The following is a 14,445-nucleotide window of genomic DNA, read 5'->3' on the forward strand; positions in this document are numbered from 1 at the left end:
CGAACCTCGTCCAAAAGATGAACTCTCCGGGAAACAGCCGCGATAGGGTGCCTGGCCAGCGACAACGGCCGCCTACCATCGAAGGCGTGAGTGAGATCGTGGCAAGCCTGGCCGCTTTGGCGGGTTTTGTCGTCGGGGCGATCGCGGTGATGGCGATGCGCTCCCGTGACAGGAAACGCCCTGATCCCGTCGAGAACCCCGACAACGTCCTGCCGCAGGGGGTGGCGTCAGTGCTGGCCGTGCTGCCGTCCTCCGCCGTCGTGCTCGGCCGGGACGACCGCGTGCTGCGCGCCAGTTCGGCCGCACGCGCCTTCGGCCTGGTCAAGGGCGATCACCTCATGGCCGCGGAGCTGCTGGCCCTGGCCCGGCAGGTGCGCAGGGACGGCGAGATCCGCGAGAGCGAGTTCGAGGTCGCCCGGCACAAGTTCGGCATGGAGGTCACCACCTTCGCCGTGCGGGTCGCCCCGCTCGGCACCCACGGCCAGGTGCTGGTGCTCGCCGAGGACCAGACCGAGCGGCGGCGGGTCGAGGCGGTGCGCCGCGACTTCGTCGCCAACGTCAGCCACGAGCTCAAGACGCCGGTGGGCGCCCTGAGCCTGCTGGCCGAGACCATCCAGGACGCCGCCGACGACCCCGTCGCGGTCAACCGCTTCGCCGGGCGCATGCAGCACGAGGCCGCCCGGCTCACCTACCTCGTCCAAGATCTGATCACCCTCTCCCGCATCCAGGGCGGCGAGCCGATCCCCACGCCCGGCTGCGTCCCGGTCGACGAGGTCCTCCACGAGGCCATCGACCGGTGCAACACCAAGGCGGCGGCCAAGGACATCGCCCTGGTCGCCGGAGGCACCGAGGGCCTGCGCGTCTGGGGGGACGACGAGCTCCTGGTGACCGCGCTGCGCAACCTCATCGACAACGCCGTCGCCTACAGCCCCGACAGCACCCGCGTCGTCGTCAGCGCCCGCCCCGCCGGCGACACCGTTGAGGTCAGCGTCAGCGACCAGGGCATCGGCATCCCGGAAAGCTCCCAAGAACGCATCTTCGAGAGGTTCTTCCGCGTCGACGCCGCCCGGTCGCGGGCGACCGGCGGCACAGGGCTCGGCCTTGCCATCGTCAAACACGTCGCCGTCGCCCATGGCGGCGAGGTGACGGTCTGGAGCAAGGAAGGCTCGGGCTCCACGTTCACGCTTCGTCTGCCGGCCTTCGGCGGCACGGCGATAGCCGTACCAAGCACATCGAACTCTCTGGAGGCCGCGAAGTGACCCGCGTGCTCGTCGTCGAGGACGAGGAGTCGTTCTCCGACGCTCTGTCCTACATGCTGCGCAAAGAAGGGTTCGAGGTCGCGGTCGCGGCCACCGGTCCCGAGGCGCTCGACGCCTTCGACCGGAACGGCGCCGACCTGGTGCTGCTCGACCTCATGCTCCCGGGCCTGCCGGGCACCGAGGTGTGCCGCTCGCTGCGCCAGCGCTCCAAGGTGCCGGTGATCATGCTCACGGCCAAGGACAGCGAGATCGACAAGGTGGTGGGCCTGGAGCTCGGCGCCGACGACTACGTCACCAAGCCGTTCTCCTCGCGAGAGCTGGTCGCGCGCATCCGCGCCGTGCTGCGCAGGCAGGGCGACGGCGAGGAGATCGAGCAGGCCGTCCTCGCCGCCGGGCCGGTGCGCATGGACGTCGACCGCCACATCGTCGCGGTGCGGGGACGGCAGGTCCAGCTCCCGCTGAAGGAGTTCGAGCTGCTCGAGGTGCTGCTGCGCAACGCCGGCCGGGTGCTGACCCGCGGCCAGCTCATCGACCGGGTGTGGGGCGCCGACTACGTGGGCGACACCAAGACCCTCGACGTGCACGTCAAGCGCCTGCGGGCGAAGGTCGAGACCGACCCGTCCGACCCACGGTGCATCCTCACCGTCCGCGGCCTGGGGTACAAGTTCGACCCCGCCGAGGGGTGAGACGCGCGAAAGGCCCGGTGGCAGGCGTGCCTGCCACCGGGCCTTTCCGCATGTCCTCAGCCGCGCCGCCGAGCGGCCGTCAGCCGTCGGCCATCAGCCGTGTCAGCTGTCGGCCGTCGCGTCCGGGGCCGGCGTGGCGCTCTCGGAGGTCGTGGGCGCCGGCGTGGCGGCGACCGACGGCACGGCGCTCGGCGCGGCCGGCAGGGTGGCGTACTCGCGGCTGCGCGTGACCACAGGGACGTTCATCTGGATGTCGCCGGCATTGGCGAACTTCAGGGTCAGCTGGAGGGTCTCGCCGCCGTACAGGGGCTTCTGGGTGCCTTCCAGGATGACCTGCGAGGGCTTGCCGGTGTTGACCAGCTCGCCGGGAGGCACCGAGATCGCCCCGGGCGCCTTGACGGACGTGGCCACCTGCGGGGCGACGGACACGCCTTCGAGCCGGTCGGCCGCCGTGCCGTAGTTCGCCATGGACAGGTAGAGCGGGAGCGAGCCGCCCGCCGCGATCTGGGCGCCGGACGCGGGACCGAGCAGGAACGCCTGGGCGATCTTGATGCCGTTCCTGCCGTACGCCTTCGCCGAGCCGTCGTTGTCGATGAGCACGTTCGCCTCGGTCGGCGCGTAGGCATCGCTGGTGTTGGCATCTATGCCCGCGCCACACGCGGCCAGCGCCGGAGCGGCCGCGAGCAGCGCGGTGATCGTCATCAACCTGCGACGGCTGGTGCTGGTCACAGTTCGAGGTCTCCTTGATACACATGGGTAGGGCCAGAGGCAACCTTATCCGTGCTGGGTGCCCCTCGCTCAGGGGGGCCGGTGGCGGCACGGAGGCGGCCAGCACCGCAGGTCACCGGGCATATACAGAGGCCGAATTCAGAAGGTGAAACGGTTGTCAAGTCCCAAATCGAGGCTTTGACCTGCAGTTATGTTGATTTCACTGTTCCGGGAGGGGACTGACGCGTGGTATCCTGGAGTACAGCGGAAGGGGTACTTGTCACATGACTTTCCAGGTCGGCGACACTGTCGTCTACCCCCACCACGGGGCTGCTCGGATCGAAGCCATCACGACCCGCACGATTAAGGGCGAGGACAGAACCTATCTGGTGCTGAAGGTCGACAAGGGCGACCTTACCGTACAGGTGCCGGCGGACAACGCCGAGCTCGTCGGTGTGCGTGACGTCGTGGGCCAAGAAGGCCTAGAGCGTGTCTTCGACGTCCTGCGCATGCCGCACACAGAAGAGCCCACCAACTGGTCGCGCCGCTACAAGGCCAACCTTGAGAAGCTGGCGTCCGGCGACGTCAACAAGGTCGCCGAAGTGGTGCGAGACCTATGGCGGCGCGACAAGGAGCGTGGTCTGTCCGCAGGCGAGAAGCGCATGCTCGCGAAGGCCAGGCAGATACTGGTCAGCGAACTCGCGCTCGCTGAGAAGACCAACGAGGACAAGGCCGAGGCGCTTCTCGACGAGGTTCTCAACTCCTGAACACGACACGGCCAAGGGTGGGCGTCGGAGTCGACGTCCACCCTTTCGCATCCGGTCGCGAGCTGCATCTGGCCGGCCTTCACTGGCCTGGCGAGACCGGTCTCGCGGGTCACTCCGACGGCGACGCCGCCGCGCACGCCTGCTGCGACGCACTGCTGTCCGCCGCGGGCCTCGGTGATCTCGGCGGCCTGTTCGGCACCTCCGATCCACGCTGGGCGGGCGCGTCCGGCGTCACCCTGCTCGCCGAGGCCGCGCGCCACCTGCGGGCGTCCGGGTTCGAGATCGGCAACATCGCCGTGCAGATCATCGGCAACCGTCCCAAGCTGGCGCCGCGTCGCGCGGAAGCCGAGAAGGTCCTCGGCGACGTCGTGTCTGCCCCGGTCAGCGTCAGCGCCACCACCACCGACGGCCTCGGGCTCACCGGCCGCGGTGAAGGCATAGCCGCCATCGCCACCGCTCTCGTCTTCGCCCCCGAAGCCTGAGCCGGCGAAGCGCGGGCGCCGTACCTTGGGCTTGGGCTTTGCTTGGGCGTCGTGCGTGTGGGTGTCGTACGTCAGCTCGCCGAGCGGCCGGCGAGGGCGGTGCGGCCTGTGAGCTCACGGGCCACGTCCGGTGGCCGGCGGCAGTGTTGTGAAGGCCGTTCACCAGCGCGCACAACCCTCGTGTAGCGGGACGGGAAGGGCTCCATGGCGTGTATATGGCCCTCTGATCAGGATTTTCTTACTTTCTTGGATTAGCGCCCCATCTGGGGGTAGCCACCTTGTCAGCGTGAAGGTGCAACCCTCAAGGGGAGGCTCAATATGTCCATTCAGACCATCCTCGGTGCCATCGTCATCGGTGCCATCATCGGCGCGCTCGGTCGTCTCGTACTTCCGGGCAGGCAGCCCATCGGGTGGCTTCTGACCATCATCGTCGGCATCGTCGCCGCGCTGATCGGTACGGCCATCGCCCAGGTCATCGGTGTCGCGACCACCGACGGCATCGACTGGATCGAACTGCTGCTCCAGGTGGTCCTCGCCGTGGTCGGCGTCGCCGCCGTCGCCGCGATCCGAGGCCGCGAGAGGGTTTGACGTAGGGCGGAGTGCGCCACTGCGGTGACCCTCCGCCTGACCCGCTCGACGGTTCGACCGTCGAAAGCGGGCTCTCGGCCCTCAGGCCCTTGAGCACCGCGGTCCCGAAAACGGTGTCGCACTTCGCCGGCACCTTCAAGATCCGCCTGGCCCCAACGGACCAGGCGGATCTTCGCCGTCCAGCCCCCACGACCCCAGATGTCCCCGCCGGGAAGCACCGCCCGGGAGCACCTAGCACCGCCCGGATCTCACCGCCTACGGCACCGTGGGCCCCGGGAGCACCGCGGACGCCCTTGTACCTTCACGTCTCGGACGGCAGGGCGTGCCGCTCTCCTCGTCGGGCGGTTCTCCGGACGGCGGGGCGTGCTTCTCTGCCCTTCATACGGCCAGAGATGTGCTGCTCTACTCCTCGGGCGGCAGGGGTGTGCTGCGCATCCGCCCGGACGGCGGCGGGGCCGCCGACTCGGATGAGACGTAGCGCCCGCTCTGGGCCGCCTCTTCCTCGTCAGCGCTGCCGGCGTCGTGCGCCGGGTCCGGTGCCGAATCCCCGTCCCACGCAGCCTCGTCCTGCGGCGCTTCGTCCTGCGGCGCTTCGTCGGTGGCCGGCGTCTCGTCGGGAGCATCGGAGGGTATCTCGTGCGTCCCTGTGGCCGCCGCCTCGGAGGCCGACGGCGGGGCGGACGGCAGCGGACCGGCGTCCTCGCGCAGGTGGGGATACGGCTGGGTGTCGGCGGAGTCCTCCGGCTCGGCGGCGTCGGCGGACGCCTGCTCGGGCGCGGGACCGGTGATGTTCGGATAGGGCTGGGTGTCCCCGAGCTGCCGTTCGGTCCCCGGCTTGGGCAGCGGGTGCACCAGCACGTCACCGGCGGAGGGACGTACGAGGTCACCCCAGCGGAGCGGCCGGTCGGGATCTCTCTGCGGCCTGTCTGGAGTCGTCTCCGCCCGCGGGGCGGTGGGCGCCTGCCCTCGCGGCTTGGGCACGAGCCGCTGCTCCGGCTCCGGCGCGGGCACATTGTGCTCGGCCTCGGATGCGGCGTGCGTGGCCGATGTCGCCCCGGCGGCGTCCGGCTCGTCCTTGCCGGACACCGCGTGCGTGGCCGCGTCCGAGGCGTCGTCCCGGGGAGTGGATGTTGGAACTTCGGGAGCAGGCTTGGCGACCTCGGGAGCGGGCCCGGGGACCTCGCGAGCAGCGGCGGGCGCCTCGGATGAGACCGCAGGCACCTCCGGAGCAGCCGCAGGCACCTCGCGGGAAGCCGGAAGGACCTCCGGGACGTCGCGCGAACCCTGGGCCGGGGCGGCGGTGACGGCAGAAGAAGCGGTGTGAGCGGAGGAAGGGGTGCGGGAAGCCGCGGGCTTAGCCGTTCCCCCCGCCGGCGCGGACCGAGTGGCGCCGTCGCTCCGCAGCGGCGGCAGCTCATCCACGGTGGGCGTCTCCGACGCGGGGGTGGGCGGAACCACCGGGACCAGATCGGCTTCCAGGTCGTCCGGTGAGCCGAGGTGCGGGACGATCTCACGGTTGGGAGAGGTGACGTGGACGGCGGTCTCCAGCGGGGGAGCCAGGTCAGGGTCGCGTTCCTCCCGCCCGAACGGGACGATGTCGTTCCCCGGGCCTCGCCCGGCGGGGCTCTCGGACAGCGCGTCGTCGGTCGCGCCGGCCCGCGAACGCCCGGCAGGGAGCAGAAACAGCCACAGGCCGACCAGCAGCATCACCCACGGCGCCACGGCGACGCCCACCGCGAGCTGCCGTCCGCCCAAGACGCTCTGCGTCGCGGCCAGGGTGTTCGCGGCCCCGGCGGCCACGATGAGAAGGGCGAGGATCAGCCAGGCCTGGAGGCGCACCAGCAACCGGGCGGATCGCAGCAGCAGGACGGCGATAAGGGCGATCACCAGCAGGGCGTCGAAGCCGGCCGGATACAGGTAGGCGAGGTCGTCCCTGGCTCTGCCGGCGAGCGCGACGGCGCGGATCGCGTCGAACGACAGCACGCAGGCGACGCCGACCAGCGCCGCCACGGCCAGGCCCGCGACGGCGGTCGCGACGCGGCGCAGCACCAGTGCCGCTCGGGACGGGCGGGCGGGAGCGGGCGGGGGACCGGGCCGGCGGGAGGACTTGCCTGCCGCCAAGGGGGATGTGACTTCCATGGCGTTTCGAGCCTACAGAATCGGCGTCGTGGTCACGGGGACGGAGAGCGACGCCACGCGGACCCGCCCGCGCTTCGTCCGACGCCCGGCCTGGCCCGTGCCGCCCGGCCCGCGCCCCAGAGCCGCGTCCCGTCCGCTCCCGCCCGCGCCCCAGCCGCGTTCCGCCGCATCACGTCCGTGCCGCGCCCCGGTCGCCACGAGCCGACCTCCGGGGCGCCGCCGGTCTTTACCGTCGAGGGGCGCCCGGCTGACCAAGACAGGAGCATCGACCCCAAGTCATGTCCTATCGGACAAATCATCAAGGACATCTAGCTACAAATTGGAAGAAGCCGGTCAAGGGTGTGTCCGGTGGGGAAAGGCAGTCGGAATCACATTGCTTTTGCGGGCGTGTGAGGTCGGGCAACCCGTCCTGTCACGGCCTGCGAGGCATTAGCCTTGCGTTCGTGAGTCTGCGCCTATACGACACCAGCACCCGTGCGGTCCGCGACTTCGTCCCCGTCCAGCCGGGCCGGGTCTCGATTTACCTGTGCGGGGCCACAGTGCAGGCTCCGCCGCATATCGGCCACATCCGGTCGGGCGTCAACTTCGACGTCATCCGCCGCTGGCTGACCCGGTCCGGGTACGAGGTGTCGTTCTGCCGCAACGTCACCGACCTGGACGACAAGATCATCCGAGTCGCCGCCGAAGAGGGCGTGCCCTGGTTCGTGATCGCCGAGCGCAACCAGCGCGCGTTCACCTGGGCCTATGACGCCCTCGGCTGCATCCCGCCCACAGTCGAGCCCCGGGCGATGGGCCACATCCCCGAGATGATCGAGCTGATCCAGCGGCTGATCGACAAGGGGCACGCCTACGCCGCGGGCGGCGACGTCTACTTCGACGTCATGTCCTACGCCGAGCGTTACGGCAGGCTGTCCAACCAGCGTCCCGAGAACATGCGGGCGGCCGGCGACACCGACAACGACTCCGCCAAGCGCGACGGTCGTGACTTCGCCCTGTGGAAGGGCGCCAAGCCCGGCGAGCCGACCTGGCAGACCCCGTGGGGTCCCGGCCGTCCCGGCTGGCACCTCGAATGCTCCGCCATGGCCACCAGGTACCTCGGCGAGACGTTCGACATCCACGGCGGCGGCGTCGACCTGATCTTCCCGCACCACGAGAACGAGATCGCGCAGTCGCAGGCCGCCGGCGACGGGTTCGCCCGCTACTGGCTGCACAACGGCATGCTCAAGATCGGCGCCGAGAAGATGAGCAAGTCGCTCGGCAACTCCCTGCTGGTCCCGGCCATGCTGGGCAAGGTGCGCGCCGTCGAGCTCCGCTACTACCTGGTCGCGGCGCACTACCGTTCCGCGATCGACTACTCCGAGGAGGCCCTGGCCGAGGCCGCCGCCGGATACCAGCGCATCGAGGGCTTCGTCACCCGCGCGGCCGAGGTCATCCACGACGTCGACGCGGCGGCTCCGCTCCCGCAGGCCTTCGTGGACGCCATGGACGACGACCTCGGCGTGCCGCAGGCGCTCGCCGTGGTCCACGAGGTCGTCCGCGAGGGCAACGTCGCGCTCGCCAACGGCAACAAAGAGCAGGTCGCGCGCCTTCTCGCCGAGACGCAGAACATGCTCGACGTGCTCGGTCTCGACCCTCGCTCCCCGCAGTGGCGCGAGTCCGGCGCAGGCAGCGGCCTGCGTGACACGGTGGACGCCCTGGTCAAGGTGGCTCTGGAGCAGCGCCAGGCCGCCCGCGCCCGCAAGGACTACGCCGCCGCCGACGCGATCCGCGACCAGCTCGCCGCCGCCGGCGTCATGGTGGAGGACACCCCCCAAGGTTCTCGATGGGAACTGGCCCGCTGATCGCGCCGGTAGGCTGACAGCATGGCAGGTGGGGGTAAAGGGTCGGGCAGGCCCGCGAAGCGCAAGGGTCCCACGCGGGGCACCGGTGGGCAGGGCCGGAAGACTCTGCAGGGCAAGGGCGCGACTCCGCCCGCCCACGAGCGGCATTGGTACAAGGGCAAGCAGCGGTCCGCCGCCGCGGCGGGCGCCGCACCGGCGTCCGCCCAGCAGCCGGCCAGGTCCGCCCGGCCGGCCCGCGGCGGCAAGCGCGACGACGCCCCTGAGGTCATCGGCGGACGCAACCCCGTGCTCGAGGTGCTGCGCGCCGAGGTGCCCGCGAACGTGCTCTACGTCGCTCAGCGCATCGACAGCGACGACCGCGTCCGCGAGGCCATCAAGATAGCCTCCAACCGCGGCATCCCCCTGCTCGAAGCCAGCCGCGACAAGCTCGACAGGCTGACCGAGGGCGCGGTCCACCAGGGCCTCGCCCTCCAGTTGCCCCCCTACGAGTACGCCCACCCCGAAGACCTGGTCGAGCGGGCCGCTGAAGCCGCCGAGGTCCCGCTGATCGTCGCCCTCGACGGGGTCACCGACCCGCGCAACCTGGGTGCCATCGCGCGCTCCGCCACCGCCTTCGGCGCGCACGGCATCCTGGTGCCCTCGCGCCGCTCAGCGAGCGTCACCGCCGGTGCGTGGAAGACCTCCGCGGGCACACTGGCCCACCTCCCGGTCGCCCGCGCCGCCAACCTCACCAGCACCCTGCGCGAGTACCGCGAGCAGGGCCTGTTCGTGGTCGGCCTGGACGGCGAGGCCACCACCGACATCGGCGACGTCGAGCTCACCACCGAGCCCCTGGTCGTCGTGGTCGGCTCAGAGGGCAAGGGCCTGTCCCGGCTGGTGCGCGAATCCTGCGACGTGGTGGCCCGCATCCCCATGCGCGCCGCCGCCGAATCCCTCAACGCCGGTGTGGCCGCGGGCATAGCCCTCTACGAGGTCTCCCGCCACCGCCGCTGACCCCATCCCACAGGCGTCCCGACATCGGTGACGGTGCGCGCGCCATACGACTAAACTCGTAGCGCACCGCACACGCCGACGTAGCTCAATCGGCAGAGCAACGGTCTTGTAAACCGTAGGTCAGGGGTTCGATTCCCCTCGTCGGCTCCCAGCTCAGAGGCCCCCCGCGATGATCGCGAGGGGCCTTTCGCCAACACCTTTGCTAACACGAGCTATGCGGCAGCCTCCTTGATCGCTGTGGCGAGGATGTCGGCGGCCGTCGCCATCTGCTCATTGATCACGTGCGCGTACACCCGAAGAGTGATCGCCGGATCAGCGTGGCCGGGGTCTGTCCGCCCAACGGCTCTGGCCCACTTTCGGTGGTGACGGACGGTGGTCAGCCGAGCAGGATGCGATGGCGGAGGAGTGCGAAGCCGGCTCGTCCGTACATCTGCCTCTGATCATTTTCGTTTAGGATCTTCGGCCCGGCGTTGGCGCAGATGGGTGCGGAACGGATCGACGAGCGAGTACGAGATGCCCCACTCGGACACCCCGCTGGCATGACAATCAACCAAGCCGACTCCACGAAGCTCGGGGCACATCAAAGCCTCCGGCGATCCCGGCGCGGTTCAGTGTTCGCAATGCCTGGAAACTGTTCCAGGATGGAAGAGTGAAGCTGCGCGCAGAGCCCCTCGGTCGATTATGCATTGGCGTGTTGGGACTTGGAATGATCATGCGCGCCAGCGAGTGGGGACGGATCGTCCTTGCTTCCGTTGATCCTTTCTGGCTGGACGACATTCCCCGAGCCGACCTGTCGCACCTCCTGACGGCCGCCATTGTGGGTGTGCCGCTTGCGGTGCTCGGCGGAGTGTGGGCGGTGCGTGCCGCGAAGTTCGGGGTCACGTGCACCGAGACGGTCGTCGAAGTTCACGGCCTTCACGTGACTCGGCGTATTCCGGCCAGCGGTGTCCTCGGTGTTCGCCGCAGCCTGTTTGGAGGGGTGTATCTGCGGTGGGAGGACGGGCACGGATGGCCCCATTCGACCAAGATCGGAGCGTTCTCTGTCTCACCGTTCGCCAGGAGACCCCCCATCTGGCTTGTCCAACACAACGCGCGTTGCATCGCCGCCCTGGAAGAGTGGATCAGAAAGCACGCCGGAGCGGGTTGAACGGGGCAGACGGGACTTCCGCTCATGCCGCGAGTCGCATTCCCCGGCACGACTCCGGTTGATCATGTCAACGATCAACCGGAGCCGCCGCGTCAGGCATCAACCGAGGTGGGACAAGAGCCCGCGCGCTGCCGGATGAGAACTTTTCACGTCTTCAGAGGCGGCCCGCTCCGCGGCCCGCCGGGCGCGCCAGGCTCCGGCTCGGGTGGCTCGTTCAAGACCCGGTCCTGCCCCTGTCGTAGCGCCCGGTTCCGAAACAGCACCCTGGGCATGCGCATATGGCGGGGACATCATGAAGGTCCGGTGGAGGAATCTCGAAGGCCTTGCGCATCTCTTTCGTGGGAATGTGGGTTCTGGCGAGCCGGGCTCTGCCGCGCCGAAGGACTCTCTATGCCGAACGTCTTTTTATATATTGCCGGGCTCGGTACGCGACCTGACGGCGATGCGAATCTGGGCGGCAACGTCAAGCGGGATGGAATGCGTTTGGATATGTCCGACTGGGATGGCGGGTTACCCGGCGGAACCGTCTGGGGACCGTCTGCGACGCGATTGTGTTGAGAATGGGCTTCGCTCGTATTGTCGGCGGCTGATGTTAACACACGTGGAATCGCTCTTACAATCGTTGCGCCGGAGTTGCGGACGGTTGATAATTCTGGTTGCGAAGGCGTTCGACGTGTCCGTGCCGGTCATCCTTTGCCGTCCATTCACAGGAGGTTCCGTGAAGGTCAGCGTCGTCATTCCAGCCTTCAACGCGCGGAGCAGGTTACGCCTCTTGCTGTACACCCTCGCGCACAGCGTGCTCGATGCGGACGACTCCTTCGAGGTCATCGTCGTCGACGACGGTTCCACCGACGGTACCGGCGAGATGGTCGCCGAGCTGGCGGGCCATGACAATCTGACCTACCTCTACCTTCCGCGCACCGATCGGTCGAGCCGGGCGGCCGCCCGTAACGCGGGCATCGCCAAGGCCGGCGGGGAGCTCATCGTCATGGTCGACGCCGATACGGTGGTCGGGCCGACCTATCTCGCCGAACACGTCCGTTATCACCGGATCAGGAATGATCTGGTGGTGATCGGCTCCCGTCCGGACCTCGGAGAGGGCGACTTCGACGACGAGCGCCTCAGCCGCGAATTCAGCTTTGACGCCATGCCCGCCGTCGCCTGGGGTGATCCGCGCGAGCGGGTGCTGGCCGAGTTCTCCGGCAACATGAACCGGATCGCCATCTGCTGGCATCTCCTGTTCTCCTGCAACGCCTCGGTGCGCACCGAGCACCTACGCCGGCTCGGTGGTTTCGACGAGGCATTTCTCGGCTGGGGACTTGAGGACACCGACCTTGGATACCGGCTGCGGCAGGCGGGACTGGCCTTCGCTTTCAACTCCTCGGCCGTGGCCTACCACCAGCGGCGCCGGGGGATAGACGCCGGAATGTACAGCGACTGGGGCCGCAATCTCGCCTACATGATGGCCAAGCATCAGGCGCCCGAAGTGGCGATCCAGTCGATCGTCGGACTGGCCATGAACCCCGCCGACCGGCGGATCGGCTGGGTGGAGGCGATGCGCTGCTTCGAGATCGCCGCGCGGGCCCTCGACGGCCGGCTGCCGGTGCCCGTCACCTACCAGCTCGTGGTGGTCGAGGAGGACACGGTCGACGCCGCGACGGCGGAGCTGGCGGCTCGTGGTGCGACGAACGATCTTCTCGTCATCGATGAGACCAGGGGCGCCGAGCTGGCCGGCCTGGTCCAGTGCGTGGACACCTCCCGCGAGCTGCTCTACTTCCACCGGCCGTCGGAGGCGCAGCGAGCCGAGATCTTCAGCCGTTACCCGGTGGCCGCCGGCTGACCCGCCGGCCTCGGGCACGTCCGTGCCCCGGTCGGCCGACGGTACACAGGGCCACCAGCGCTATCCACAATGGGGCTGTCAGATCGTCTCCCATGGTTCTAATGCGTCGTAGTGGCCGCTGTTTTCGCCGTTCGATGACGGGGGTGTCCTAGAGTCGGCGCATGTGGCGGCGGACGGGATTGACTGTGGCCGGGGTGGTGCTTCTGGCCTGGGGAGAATGGTTGAACTGGCGCTGGTCTCGAACCCTCGTAGGGAACAGCGGGGGCGTTTCCGAGGCTGTGGTGGTGCTGGGATACCGGAACCCTCAAGCGACGGCGAACCTCGTCAACCGCTGGCGAGTTCGTGCCGGCCTTCGCTCCATAGCGGCAGGCCTCGAGCGGGACACGCGCCTGATTTTCAGCGGCGGTGCGACCAGCGCCGGCGCGGCGGAGGCTCAGTTGATGGCCGACTACGCGAAGTCGGTGCTGCAATTCGACGGCACGGTTCTCCTGGAAGACCAAAGTAGAACGACGTGGGAGAACGTCACGAACGTGATCCCGCTGCTTGAGGACGTCGGCCGCATCAAAATCGTCTCCCAGCCGGCGCACGCGCTCAAAGCCCGCGCGTACTTGCGGCGTCAGCGCCCTGATCTCGCCGACAGACTCGTGCCCGCGGACGACTACCGGGCCGGCGAGTGGTTGATCGTCAAGCCGCTGCTGGCGCTGTACGGGCTTTGGACGCTGCGCGGTCTCAGGGGCGACGAGAGGAGGATTTCGCGCTAGCCGGCCGCGATCGTGCCTGCGGCTTTCTCCGGGGGCTCGGCCTCTTCGACCCCGGGCGCCGCTGCCGTTCCTCGGGGCTCCGCCTCGACGTTCTCGCGGAACGCCGAACGTCGTACGCGACAGGTAGCGTGCGGACGCGCGAGACGTGGAGGAGGAGACAGGTGGCTGTTGGTGGTTTCTCGTTGAAACGGCTGGTCCGGGTGCGCGAGGTGATCGAGCGTCACGTCGACTCCGGCTCTGTCCCAGGCATGGTCGCCGTCCTCGCCCGCCACGGCGAGGTGCACATGGAGGCGACGGGCAATCTCGCGTTCGAGGGCGCAGGGGCCAGGACGCCGATGGCGGGCGACACGATCTGCCGCGTGAGCTCGATGACGAAGCCGATCGTCGCCGCGTGCGCGATGACGCTCGTCGAGGACTGCACCCTCCGCCTCGACGACCCGGTCGACGACCTCCTCCCTGAGCTGGCGGACATGACCGTGCTCGCCGATCCCGGCGGGCCACTGGAAGACACCGTTCCGGCGAGACGCCTGATAACGCTGCGAGATCTGCTGACCTTCACCCTCGGCACCGGCATGGTCCTCGCCGAGCCGGGCACGGTCCCGATCGCGGACGCGCTGAACGCGCTCGGCGCTCCGCCGTACGACGAGTGGATGCGCCGGCTCGGCGCGCTGCCGCTCGTCCACCAGCCGGGTGAGCGCTGGATGTACGAGACCGCCGCCGATGTGACGGGCGTGCTCATCGCCCGGGCCACCGGCATGTCGTTCGGAGATGCCTTGCGCGAGCGCATCTGCGATCCGCTCGGGATGAAGGACACCGCCTTCAGCGTGGGCGGCGAGAGCGCCGGTCGGTTAGCGACGGCGTACGAGCGCGACGATGCCACCGGTGGGACGGTCGTTCAGGACGGCCCCGACGGGCATTGGAGCCGGCCGCCGGTGTTCGAAGGAGGTGGCGGCGGGCTCGTCTCGACCGCCGACGACTACCTCGCCTTCGCGTCGGCGCTGCTGGCAGGCGGTTCCCACCACGGCGAACGGGTGCTCTCGCGGCCGTCGGTGACGCTGATGACGAGCGACCACCTGACTCCGGCGCAGAAGGCCGTCTCCGGGTTCTGGCCGGGGTACTTCGACCCCATGGGCTGGGGTTTCGGGATGTCGGTGGTCACCCGCCGCACGCGCCTCGGCCCCTCGGCCGGGAGCTACGGGTGGCCCGGCTTCTACGGCACGGCCTAGTACAACGA

General features: G+C 69.2%; 13 protein-coding genes and 1 tRNA gene. 12 read left to right on the top strand and 2 right to left on the bottom strand.

Annotated elements, in window-relative coordinates; translation table 11 throughout:
* Positions 1–95: 95 nt before the first annotated feature.
* Together ACZ6QO_RS32110 and ACZ6QO_RS32115 are read left to right on the top strand one after the other, a co-directional pair.
* Positions 96–1,259: a sensor histidine kinase gene (locus tag ACZ6QO_RS32110; protein ID WP_465856316.1), complete on the top strand. Its 1,164-nt coding sequence runs from the start codon at positions 96–98 to the stop codon at positions 1,257–1,259.
* On the top strand, positions 1,256–1,945 hold the full coding sequence (locus tag ACZ6QO_RS32115; RefSeq protein ID WP_465856241.1) for a response regulator: 690 nt from the start codon (positions 1,256–1,258) through the stop codon (positions 1,943–1,945). Before ACZ6QO_RS32110 ends, ACZ6QO_RS32115 begins: the two co-directional genes overlap by 4 nt.
* A gap of 102 nt (positions 1,946–2,047) precedes the next feature.
* On the opposite strand, the gene ACZ6QO_RS32120 is transcribed toward ACZ6QO_RS32115, so the two are convergent.
* Entirely contained in the window at positions 2,048–2,674 is a 627-nt protein-coding gene (locus ACZ6QO_RS32120; protein ID WP_465856243.1) for a copper chaperone PCu(A)C domain-containing protein, read from the bottom strand.
* A 263-nt stretch (positions 2,675–2,937) separates the two neighbouring features.
* On the opposite strand from ACZ6QO_RS32120, the gene ACZ6QO_RS32125 reads away from it, so the two are divergent.
* The 3 genes from ACZ6QO_RS32125 to ACZ6QO_RS32135 all read left to right on the top strand — a co-directional run bounded on the left by ACZ6QO_RS32125 (position 2,938) and on the right by ACZ6QO_RS32135 (position 4,490).
* Positions 2,938–3,420, top strand: a complete 483-nt coding sequence (locus ACZ6QO_RS32125; RefSeq protein WP_184978896.1) for a CarD family transcriptional regulator — start codon at positions 2,938–2,940, stop codon at positions 3,418–3,420.
* A gap of 17 nt (positions 3,421–3,437) precedes the next feature.
* Positions 3,438–3,902: a 2-C-methyl-D-erythritol 2,4-cyclodiphosphate synthase gene (ispF, locus tag ACZ6QO_RS32130; protein WP_465856246.1), complete on the top strand. Its 465-nt coding sequence runs from the start codon at positions 3,438–3,440 to the stop codon at positions 3,900–3,902.
* Between the two features lie 318 nt (positions 3,903–4,220).
* A complete protein-coding gene (locus ACZ6QO_RS32135) occupies positions 4,221–4,490 on the top strand; it encodes a GlsB/YeaQ/YmgE family stress response membrane protein (RefSeq protein WP_465856248.1) in 270 nt (89 codons plus the stop codon).
* 402 nt (positions 4,491–4,892) lie between these two features.
* Here ACZ6QO_RS32135 and ACZ6QO_RS32140 read toward each other — a convergent pair whose 3' ends face one another.
* Complete coding sequence (locus tag ACZ6QO_RS32140) at positions 4,893–6,629, bottom strand: DUF2637 domain-containing protein (RefSeq protein WP_465856250.1); 1,737 nt, start codon at positions 6,627–6,629, stop codon at positions 4,893–4,895.
* A 443-nt stretch (positions 6,630–7,072) separates the two neighbouring features.
* Here ACZ6QO_RS32140 and cysS point away from each other — a divergent pair, with 443 nt between their 5' ends.
* From cysS to ACZ6QO_RS32175, 7 genes are all read left to right on the top strand, one after another.
* Positions 7,073–8,470 (top strand): cysteine--tRNA ligase, encoded by a 1,398-nt coding sequence (gene cysS / locus ACZ6QO_RS32145; protein WP_465856252.1) that lies wholly within the window; start codon positions 7,073–7,075, stop codon positions 8,468–8,470.
* Positions 8,471–8,491: 21 nt separating this feature from the next.
* Positions 8,492–9,463, top strand: a complete 972-nt coding sequence (gene rlmB, locus ACZ6QO_RS32150) for a 23S rRNA (guanosine(2251)-2'-O)-methyltransferase RlmB (protein ID WP_465856253.1) — start codon at positions 8,492–8,494, stop codon at positions 9,461–9,463.
* Between the two features lie 74 nt (positions 9,464–9,537).
* A tRNA-Thr gene (locus ACZ6QO_RS32155) sits at positions 9,538–9,610 on the top strand.
* Positions 9,611–10,112: 502 nt separating this feature from the next.
* Positions 10,113–10,610 (top strand): hypothetical protein, encoded by a 498-nt coding sequence (locus ACZ6QO_RS32160; RefSeq protein WP_465856255.1) that lies wholly within the window; start codon positions 10,113–10,115, stop codon positions 10,608–10,610.
* Between the two features lie 601 nt (positions 10,611–11,211).
* Positions 11,212–12,450 carry a glycosyltransferase family 2 protein gene (locus ACZ6QO_RS32165; RefSeq protein WP_465856257.1) on the top strand — a complete coding sequence of 413 codons (1,239 nt, stop codon included), beginning with the start codon at positions 11,212–11,214 and terminating at the stop codon, positions 12,448–12,450.
* A gap of 161 nt (positions 12,451–12,611) precedes the next feature.
* Positions 12,612–13,211: a YdcF family protein gene (locus ACZ6QO_RS32170; protein ID WP_465856259.1), complete on the top strand. Its 600-nt coding sequence runs from the start codon at positions 12,612–12,614 to the stop codon at positions 13,209–13,211.
* A gap of 161 nt (positions 13,212–13,372) precedes the next feature.
* Positions 13,373–14,437, top strand: coding sequence for a serine hydrolase domain-containing protein (locus ACZ6QO_RS32175; RefSeq protein ID WP_465856261.1), 1,065 nt, complete (start codon positions 13,373–13,375; stop codon positions 14,435–14,437).
* Positions 14,438–14,445: the final 8 nt, after the last annotated feature.

This window comes from Sphaerisporangium sp. NPDC049457 (assembly GCF_055586705.1).

Coding starts and splice junctions, on each gene's coding strand:
- ACZ6QO_RS32140 (WP_465856250.1), bottom strand. CDS start 6,629: ATGGAAGTCACATCCCCCTTGGCGGCAGGCAAGTCCTCCCGCCGGCCC.
- ACZ6QO_RS32170 (WP_465856259.1), top strand. CDS start 12,612: ATGTGGCGGCGGACGGGATTGACTGTGGCCGGGGTGGTGCTTCTGGCC.
- rlmB (WP_465856253.1), top strand. CDS start 8,492: ATGGCAGGTGGGGGTAAAGGGTCGGGCAGGCCCGCGAAGCGCAAGGGT.
- ACZ6QO_RS32135 (WP_465856248.1), top strand. CDS start 4,221: ATGTCCATTCAGACCATCCTCGGTGCCATCGTCATCGGTGCCATCATC.
- ACZ6QO_RS32125 (WP_184978896.1), top strand. CDS start 2,938: ATGACTTTCCAGGTCGGCGACACTGTCGTCTACCCCCACCACGGGGCT.